The sequence below is a fragment of the Enterobacter cloacae complex sp. IR5384 genome, assembly GCF_049237265.1.
Taxonomy (GTDB): Bacteria; Pseudomonadota; Gammaproteobacteria; order Enterobacterales; family Enterobacteriaceae; genus Enterobacter; species Enterobacter cloacae.
Genome location: NZ_JBMKHJ010000066.1, coordinates 1 through 8805, shown reverse-complemented (window position 1 = coordinate 8805; position 8805 = coordinate 1). Strand labels below are relative to the sequence as shown.

Genomic DNA, 8805 nt, shown 5'->3' with positions numbered 1-8805 from the left:
CTGCTTCAGTTTTAAACTCTTCAGGATAACGCTTACCGCTCATGGGCACCTCTCTTTAAGTCATCTTAAATGACTCTGAGGTGTCTGTTAAACGCGTGGCGATTCACAACTGATCCGTTTGGCAGTCCATTTGTATTCGATCAACCCGAAGATGATCTTGATAATAGTTTCATCATGAAACAACTCGTACCTTTATTCAAAAAGATTAAAAAATACCGACAAGTTATAATTGTTACACATAATGCTAACTTAGTTATTAACTCTGATTCAGAACAGGTTATTGTAGCAAATTATGACGGCAGTATGATTAGCTATGAAGTCGGAGCTATTGAAGATGGTGATATTAAACTTCAGGAAGGGATAAGACATCATATATGTTCTATTCTTGAAGGAGGGCATGTTGCATTCTCAGTTCGTGAAAAAAAATATGGTATCCAGTAGTTCTATCCCCCCGGCATCGGGGGGATCATTCTAATCTAATAGTAGATTTGAATAACTTTGCATCATTTCCCTTCGTTGCTCTAAATATTGCGCATGATTATATACTCCTCGAATCGAGTTTTTATCCACATGTGCCAACTGCATTTCAATCCACGCGGTATTAAACTCCTGTTCATGGAGGATAGTCGACATTGTGTGTCTAAATCCATGTCCAGTAAGTCTGCCACCGTATTCGATCCTTTTTATCACTTGGTTGATACTGGCTTCACTCATAGGTTTATTAGGATCATTTCTTCCGGGAAAAACATAGCAATAATGCCCTGTTATACGTTTAAGCTCATGCAATAAATTTAATGCCTGAACTGACAATGGCACTAGGTGTGCCCTACGCATTTTCATCCTTTCAGCAGGAATTTCGTGGCTATCTGGACAAGCTTATTCCCGGTATAACCCTCTAAGGCACGCAGAAAATCAGGTATCTCATCAGCTTTTAGGAACGGGAAATGATTGGATTGGTGTACTTCGAGAGCGCTGGAGAGATCCGCCGCAGGATTGTACTCCGCCCTACCTGTTGCAATTGCGTAGCGAAACACTTCTGAGCAACGCTGCCTAACTTTTCGCATTTTCTCCAACGCACCACGTTTCTCAATTTTACGCAGAACGTTCAGCAGCTCTAACGGTTTAATCTCTCCCACTGGCCTTGTTCCGACATAAGGAAAAATGTCGTTATTAAACGCTTCCATGATATCTGATGCATATCCCGCCAACCATTTAGCAGATTTAAGTTAATGCCACTCTCTGCCTATGTTTTCGAAGGCGTTATCTGACTCGGTTTGTAGAGCCAGCTTTTGCTCTTTTCGAACCACGCTAGGGTTCTTTCCTTCTGCTGCAAGTCTTCGAGCTTCATCACGACGGGAACGAGCATCGGCAAGGGGGATCGTTGGGTAAACGCCAAGCGAGATCATCTTGGGTTTACCAGCAAATCGATAGCGGAACCGCCAGCTCTTGCTTCCATTGGGTTCTATAAGCAATGACAACCCTTGCCCATCCCCAAGCGTATAGGGTTTATCTTCAGGCTTAGCGCGGCGAATCTGCATATCGTTTAAAGGCATGTGTATAGGAATCCAGGACCGAACAGGCACAATTACACAATCCTATACACATTCTGTATCGGATTTTACTGGATGGTTACGGACAACGATGTACTGAAAATCAGTAAAATCGTTATAAAACAAGGAAGTTAAGGATGCATGCGGATCTTTGAAGAAGTTGAGATGGTGCGATAATAGGAGTCGAACCTACGACCTTCGCATTACGAATGCGACGTTATTATATTTTTACCCCTTTAAAAACCTACTCTTAAAACAAGTAATTCATTATAAAACATTGTGTTATTAAAAACACCTGTTGATAAAAATTGACAGGTGTTGATGTTTATTCCCCCATTTTACTTACACCAGCAGTTACATTATGGTGATGTAACATTTCTCATCTGGAGCCCCAAAATGGCACTTCCAAGACAAAAACTCACCTTCGAGCGCATTCGAAAATTTGCTTTATCTGAAGGAAAAACCCAGGCATTTCTTTGGGATGCGGACGTAACTTCCCTGGCATGTCGGGCAACTCGCGGAACAAAAGCTTTTGTGTTCCAAAGCGTATATGCGGGAAAAACCCTTCGCATGACCATTGGCAACATTAACGATTGGAGGATTGATGATGCCAGGGCCGAAGCCAGGCGGCTGCAAACATTAATCGATACTGGAATAGATCCGCGTATAGCTAAGGCAGAAAAAATTGCTGAAGCGGAATCACAGCAGGCTGAATCTCGTAAAACGAAGGTAACCTTCACAAGCGCTTGGGAAGATTACCTTGAAGAATTGAGAACCGGAATCAGCGCAAAAACTAAACGCCCATATTCTACTCGATACATTGCCGATCACATTAACTTGTCCAGCCGTGGAGGGGTAAGTAAAAAAAGAGGCCGGGGCCCAACCTCGGCTGGACCATTGGCTAGCTTACTCGACCTACCGTTATCGGAACTAACACCAGAGAACATTGCCGCATGGCTAAGTACAGAGAGACAAAATCGGCCTACCGTCACTGCTCATGCCTACCGGCTGTTGCGTGCATTTATCAAATGGGCTAATTACCAGAAAAAATATCAGGGAATAATCCATGGCGATATTGCACAAGATCATAACGTGAGAAAAGTGGTTCCAGTATCAGCGAGTAAAGCGGGAGATTGCTTACAAAAAGAACAGTTAAAAATCTGGTTCAGTGCCGTACGTAGCCTCAATAATCCCATTGCATCGGCCTATCTCCAAGTACTTTTGCTCACCGGTGCACGGCGTGAAGAAATTGCGTCACTTCGGTGGTCTGACGTAGATTTCAAATGGTCAAGCATGAGGATTAAAGACAAGATCGAAGGCGAACGTATCATCCCTCTCACTCCTTATGTTTCTGAGCTGTTAAGTGCGCTAGCGCAATTCCCAAATTCTGACGTAAATAAGGAGGGTTGGGTTTTCAGAAGTAACAGCAAAAGTGGCAAAATTATTGAACCGCGTTCAGGACACAACAGAGCGTTAGCTCGAGCTGAGTTACCACATATCAGCCTTCACGGCTTACGCCGTAGTTTTGGCACTCTTGCTGAATGGGTTGAAGTGCCAACAGGTATTGTTGCTCAAATTATGGGACACAAACCAAGTGCACTGGCGGAAAAACACTACCGCCGTCGTCCGTTAGATCTGTTGCGCAAATGGCATGAAAAAATTGAGAGGTGGATCTTACAGCAAGCAAATATTGTAAAAAAATAACCGTTGATATGCGTTGATTTCATTTAATATCAATAGATTACAGAACAACATCCATCGTTGACATAAGTGTATTTTAAGGTTTAAATTCCATCGTCCACTTTTAAATCAGGAGATAAAGCATTATGTCTAATTCTTTGATGAGTTCTGCGCAAACTAGCTCAAAGGCTCGAATAGTACGGGTCGTGGGTAAGATCAAAGTTGTTCGTTCTAGTAAGCAGCGACAAACCTGTGCTGAGTCCATATTTCAGGAAAGACAGATGAACATCAGGATTCGAGCTGCTCTTGGACACCTCAATGAAAAAAACTCTTTATACAATAAAAACAATCGACATAAAACTTTGGGCGTTTTTTTTGCACGTATCATCTCGCACAAAAATCTGGCCGAAAACTCGCAAGGTAATGCGTCTAAATCAACTAAAAGTACCTCATCCGGCTCAAGCGAAGGTAGTGACCCTGACCCTGAAGCTTATTCAAGCTTGGCTTTTTCGTTTTCTTTTTGGTCCTTTCTTTCCCTTCTAATTTCATTACTTTTTGTATATGCCTGCATCTCAATCATTGAGGTGGTAGCATGAGCATATATGAGCAATCCAGAACATCTTTATCTGAACTTGTTTCCACAAGTGAGTTAGCACATCTATTAAACCTTAAAGCCCAAACAATTCGAAAATGGCTTTGCCAAGACAAGCTGCCTAATGGTTTACCACGCCCAAAGAAAATTAACAGCCGACATTATTGGTTACGCAAAGACATTGATAGGTTCCTATTAACCTTCTCAGTATATTGTAATTAACAGCAGCCTCAAAATCATAACTCCCCAGCTATTCTAAAGAATAGCTGGCTTAATTAACAGAAACAATCCGTCAATAAAAGATACTAAATCACCACCGTTTATCACATTTTACATTAACGAAAGTCAAGGATACATATGAAAAAACGCATCACTTTCAGCGCAAACAAAAAATCAACTATTGATGCAATCGACGACTATAGCAATGCAAAAGGATACTCTAGGTCAGAGGTGATATCATTTTTGTTAAACGCCACAGCCCCAGCATTGAATAAAATAACATCGCAATATCATATAGCTCAAACTTTGGAGTCAACATTAGGCTGTATTTTTGAAGAGAAGGCCCCCTCAATCGCACGGGGTGAGCCAAAATTAACTTACGAAGAGTTTTTTTATTCCGTCTGGAACACTCACATTCGACACCGGAACGAGGTTGTCGATCAAGATTTTTATGCGCACAAAATACCTCATGATAAGATGGGAAAGAGCGAAAAAAAATTAATTCATGAAAAGCTCTCATACATTATAAAAAGTTTCAATGTAAAAAAAGCAATTTTTATTTACACAGATCGGCGCGTGAACCGCAAACATCTCATTGCAGGAGGGTTATCTAATATCATACTGATAAAGGACACAGTCTACGATGGTTGTTTTTTTGATTTGAGCAGCATTGTGATTATGCCAATCTTTGAACTTATTACATTTGGAGTTGAGGCAGTATTGAAAAGAAATAAAACTCCCCCTAAACAATCATGCTATTGCTGGATACCAATTTATTACACAAATGATCTAGCGGTAATGGTTCCGGTAATTGCCGAAGGCGATACACCTCAAAAGGCGATGAAAGGAGGAGATGCCATCATTATTAATCCCTTTAACGGTGAAGTAAACCATACATTCTGATACCAATGTTAAGCATAACCACTTAGTTTACATACATCTCGACAGTATGGAGTTATTGCCTAATAGCTAGATGAGAGCAAAAGATGCCTACTAACAAAACAAAACCAAAGAAAATGCAGGGAAGACCTGAAGGAAGTAAATATTCTTATCTAATTCAGAATGAGAAGGCTAAGCATTACTCTCAATCCAAGGTGGCAAAGATCTTAGGAATAAGCATTTCCACGGTAAAAAGATACTGGGATAATGGTATCTTTGGATGATCATAATTGCAGAGTTACTTTTTAAGTATTTTACTGCACGGGTAATGGGTTGATAACAAGTTTTATTGTTGGAAAGGTATTATAAAGCAATCATTACTACCAACAGTTAATTAACATAACTAATTACAGACATTCAACTATGTCTTATCATATTACTATATACGGCTATCGAAAGCCGTAGGACTAGCTACAGGATCGAAACATGGAATTATATCATGGTTCACATGGTGAGCATGTGCTCGCCTATAAAAAAAATATTGAACGAGTCGTCAATGATGCACTCAGTGAATTCCCCAGAACAATGGCATTACGTGTTGATGTACATTACCCCCCCATTCTAGACAGAGGTGATACTGTTTGCTGTTTTCCTAATCTAGAGCCTGGTGCCATATCCCGTTTCCGTAATGCATTAAATGCCATGTTGGAGGCCAATGAGAGAGCCAGAGCCGCCAACGGTAAAAGAATATATCCAAACCGAGTTCGTCATGTTTGGGTAAGGGAGTTTTCCGAAGAGGGAAAATGTCATTTTCATATTGGTCTTTTTTTTAACAAAGATGCTTATTACCATTTAGGTGATTATGAGGCTGAAAGCAATTTAAGGATGATGATTGTAAGAGCATGGTATAGCGCACTGGGATTGGAACTGGATGATTATCCGGGATTGGCTCACTACCCTGAAAATTGTCGTTATATATTAGACGTCAATGATTTTAACTTTGAAGGAGAATACAATAAATTACTGAATCGTCTTGACTACCTGGCTAAACTTGATACAAAAGTATACGGAGATGGCGACCGTAGCTTCGGCTGCAGTCGCGGGTAATTTATTTTTTTACAGAAATGGCCTTTCTTATGGATGGAAAGGCCAAACCCATCAGTTAAAGATGGTTGTTTTACTATAATCCAACGACCTCATCCCCGATATTAGTCAAAATCATTAATTCTTTAATCTCTCGTTGTGCCAACTGTAATTCAAACTGCTCTTGAATTAACATCCACTTCGACCAACTTCCACCGACTACATGCGATAACCGGAGTGCCATAGCTTTCGTCAGTGAAACTGAACCGTTCAACAATTCAACTATCTCTTGCTCGCGACATCCCATGTAAACCGAAAATTTATTCAGTCCTATATTTGATACCGCTAGTATTTCGGCCAGTTTAATGCCGGGATGATCAGGAAGTAAGGTCATGCCGTATTCATCCTGATAAATTCCATAAATAGAACAGCCAGTTTCTCTCAGTTCTCGTAAATTCTTCCCTGCAAACTTCAGCTCGTGTGAAAGCCCGAGAAACTCACCAGTAAATTCATATTCTGCTTCAGGCCTATGGTGGCATTTGATCAATGCAAATGCCGCCCCTACTTTTTCAACTGTTACAGTACCTTCGGTTTTACGATACATGTCTGGTCGGTTGATCTGCCAGACAAAGTCTGGTCGGTTCAACGGGAGATACCCCATTTTCTGGTATAGCCAAGGGGCGCTGTCAGTGACCAGCATTATCCGTCGCAGGCGTGACATCAATGGATGGGCGTGACAGCATTCAATCAACCAACGACCGAGGCCACTTTTCTGATAGTCGTTCAGCACGTAGACGTCGCACAAATAACCAAAAGTGGCAAAGTCTGTCACCAGACGGGTGAAACCGATCTGTCTTGTGCCATCCAGTAGGCCAAAACAAAGGCTGTTCTGGATAGATACACTGACCGTTTCTATATCAATACCAGGAGCCCAGGACGATTGCGAAAGGTAATCATGAATGGCTTCCAGCTCAAAAAAGCGGGATCGGTTGTGACCGTAAACAGGTCTTTAGTAAAACTGAGATGCGGGTTATCCACTGATTAACTCCTTGTAAACGAATATGTGACGAGACAGGACCGAACGGTATGTTGGGTAACTCTCAGGATGATTTCTCATGTACCGTCATGATGAACACCAATGGGCTCGCTCCTCGGTTTTCATAGCAATGCGCAACGTCTGTTCTCGCGGTTGCCGAACAGTTGGTGTTCACTTGATACAGGTGATCTTGTACACCCAGTGTGAGTGTGCCTTCCTGGACGTAAAACAATTCAAGCGTTCCATCTGTGTGGCCGGGGGAAGCAAACTTTTCCCCCGGTTGCATTTCCCACATCCACATCTCGGTCATATCAGGGCCACCTGATCCTGCAAGCAGTCTGGCTCGTCCGCCTTTTTCGCCTTGCCATAATTCGGGGATTTCCTCTTCAGCGATGAGATGCACCGTTGGTTTCGAACTGACATCCACAAAGTCTGCCACCGAAACCCCCATCGCGACGGCCAGGCGGCACAACAGAGCAATACTGGGATTTGCCCGGCACCCCTCAATTTCAACCAGTGCACCCTTGCTGACGCCCGCCCGGCGGGAGAGTTCATCAAGGGAGATTTTTTTTGTTTGCGATACAGCTTAATCCGCTGAGATACAGCTTCATTTACTGTGCTGGCAATCGAACCAGCATCGGTCATTAAATTGACTTTTTTAGTCATTGGTCATTATCATGATTTAAATTGGTCATTACAGGATTATTCCGTGTTAACAGTATCTCCGTCAATTGCCCCTGAAATTTATCGTATTGCACCCGGTTTCCGGGCACTCAGTATCTATGTAAACGCTGCGCCGGTGCTGAACCCTGATATTGGTGAAACAGCGCTGAGAGAAGCTTGTGAAGCGGTTCTTGTCGGTGAGCCTGAGTGGGCAGAATCGCATTTAGCTGCATGGGCTGAGATTTTTCAGACGTTTGGCGCTAAGCCTAAACGCACCCCTTGTTCAGCTGATGCGTTACGTAAGCGTGTATTACGTGACGGCGCGATGCCAGCACTTGACCCCATCGTTGATCTCTATAATGCCGTTAGCCTTCGCTACGCCGTGCCGGTGGGGGGCGAGAACATTGCTGCCTATCAGGGGCTACCACGCCTCGTTGTGGCAACAGGCACTGAGCCGTTTGATACGGTAAAAGAGGGTGAAATCGCCGTTGAATATCCTTCGCAAGGTGAAGTTATCTGGCGTGATGATGCCGGTGTGACCTGCCGTCGCTGGAACTGGCGACAAGGAGTCAGAACCCGCTTAGATGTGGAAGCACAGCACATGTGGTTTATTCTGGAGAGTCTGCCGCAAATGCCACTGGAAAAACTTCACGAAGCCGGGAAGATGCTGACCGATGGCCTCGAAGCAATGACGCCAGGTCTGCGGGTTGACGTAACTCTCATTGAAGAGCAACAACCGTAATACCATTGAGGAGAAACACCATGTTCACCGGCTTGTCTGCTTTCCCAATGACCCCTGTTACCGCCAACGGCGTCGATGAAAAGGGATTCAATAATATTTTGGCCCGCCTTACGACGGCACGGGTGGATTCAATGGGTATTCTGGGGTCTACCGGTAGCTACGCCTATCTAACCCCGGAGCAGCGCAAACGTGTCGCGACTCTGGCAAAACAGGTTGCTGGGGATATCCCTGTTATGGTGTGTGTGGGGGCAGTCAGGGAAGGTGCGAATAAGCAGGTCATTTCTTCCCAAGCTGACTCGCTGATTAAAATTTCGCGGATCTGGGCCGATTTTTTTCCCGCAAACACATCGAATCAGCCTAT

6 protein-coding genes and 5 pseudogenes are annotated in these 8805 nt (G+C 43.3%); 8 read left to right on the top strand and 3 right to left on the bottom strand.

Features of this window, described 5'->3' with window-relative positions; translation table 11 throughout:
• Positions 1-99: 99 nt before the first annotated feature.
• A pseudogene (locus ACOTX3_RS25430) lies at positions 100-441 on the top strand (hypothetical protein); the annotation flags it as partial.
• Between the two features lie 30 nt (positions 442-471).
• On the opposite strand, the pseudogene ACOTX3_RS25425 reads toward ACOTX3_RS25430, so the two are convergent.
• Positions 472-1553, bottom strand: a pseudogene (locus tag ACOTX3_RS25425) (tyrosine-type recombinase/integrase).
• Between the two features lie 318 nt (positions 1554-1871).
• On the opposite strand from ACOTX3_RS25425, the pseudogene ACOTX3_RS25420 reads away from it, so the two are divergent.
• The 5 genes and pseudogenes from ACOTX3_RS25420 to ACOTX3_RS25400 all read left to right on the top strand — a co-directional run bounded on the left by ACOTX3_RS25420 (position 1872) and on the right by ACOTX3_RS25400 (position 6027).
• Positions 1872-3271, top strand: a pseudogene (locus ACOTX3_RS25420) (tyrosine-type recombinase/integrase).
• A 240-nt stretch (positions 3272-3511) separates the two neighbouring features.
• Positions 3512-3826, top strand: a complete 315-nt coding sequence (locus ACOTX3_RS25415; RefSeq protein ID WP_094320684.1) for a hypothetical protein — start codon at positions 3512-3514, stop codon at positions 3824-3826.
• A complete protein-coding gene (locus ACOTX3_RS25410) occupies positions 3823-4044 on the top strand; it encodes a helix-turn-helix domain-containing protein (protein WP_003847740.1) in 222 nt (73 codons plus the stop codon). The genes ACOTX3_RS25415 and ACOTX3_RS25410 overlap by 4 nt, the downstream gene beginning before the upstream one ends.
• 135 nt (positions 4045-4179) lie before the next feature.
• Positions 4180-4944 (top strand): hypothetical protein, encoded by a 765-nt coding sequence (locus ACOTX3_RS25405; protein ID WP_006809977.1) that lies wholly within the window; start codon positions 4180-4182, stop codon positions 4942-4944.
• Positions 4945-5406: 462 nt separating this feature from the next.
• Positions 5407-6027, top strand: coding sequence for an inovirus Gp2 family protein (locus tag ACOTX3_RS25400; RefSeq protein ID WP_023336807.1), 621 nt, complete (start codon positions 5407-5409; stop codon positions 6025-6027).
• Between the two features lie 568 nt (positions 6028-6595).
• On the opposite strand, the pseudogene ACOTX3_RS25395 reads toward ACOTX3_RS25400, so the two are convergent.
• Both ACOTX3_RS25395 and ACOTX3_RS25390 read right to left on the bottom strand, forming a co-directional pair.
• Positions 6596-7041, bottom strand: a pseudogene (locus tag ACOTX3_RS25395) (GNAT family N-acetyltransferase); the annotation flags it as partial.
• Between the two features lie 62 nt (positions 7042-7103).
• Positions 7104-7705 (bottom strand): annotated as a pseudogene (locus ACOTX3_RS25390) (helix-turn-helix domain-containing protein).
• A 43-nt stretch (positions 7706-7748) separates the two neighbouring features.
• Between ACOTX3_RS25390 and ACOTX3_RS25385 the strand changes: the two are divergent.
• Together ACOTX3_RS25385 and ACOTX3_RS25380 are read left to right on the top strand one after the other, a co-directional pair.
• A complete protein-coding gene (locus ACOTX3_RS25385) occupies positions 7749-8444 on the top strand; it encodes a B3/4 domain-containing protein (protein ID WP_023336806.1) in 696 nt (231 codons plus the stop codon).
• A 20-nt stretch (positions 8445-8464) separates the two neighbouring features.
• On the top strand, positions 8465-8805 hold a 341-nt coding region (locus tag ACOTX3_RS25380), incomplete at its 3' end, for a dihydrodipicolinate synthase family protein (RefSeq protein WP_421634990.1).

What these genes read in the sequence shown, in the direction of transcription:
- ACOTX3_RS25415 (WP_094320684.1), top strand. Translation starts at nt 3,512, where the DNA reads ATGAACATCAGGATTCGAGCTGCTCTTGGACACCTCAATGAAAAAAAC.
- ACOTX3_RS25410 (WP_003847740.1), top strand. Translation starts at nt 3,823, where the DNA reads ATGAGCATATATGAGCAATCCAGAACATCTTTATCTGAACTTGTTTCC.
- ACOTX3_RS25405 (WP_006809977.1), top strand. Translation starts at nt 4,180, where the DNA reads ATGAAAAAACGCATCACTTTCAGCGCAAACAAAAAATCAACTATTGAT.
- ACOTX3_RS25400 (WP_023336807.1), top strand. Translation starts at nt 5,407, where the DNA reads ATGGAATTATATCATGGTTCACATGGTGAGCATGTGCTCGCCTATAAA.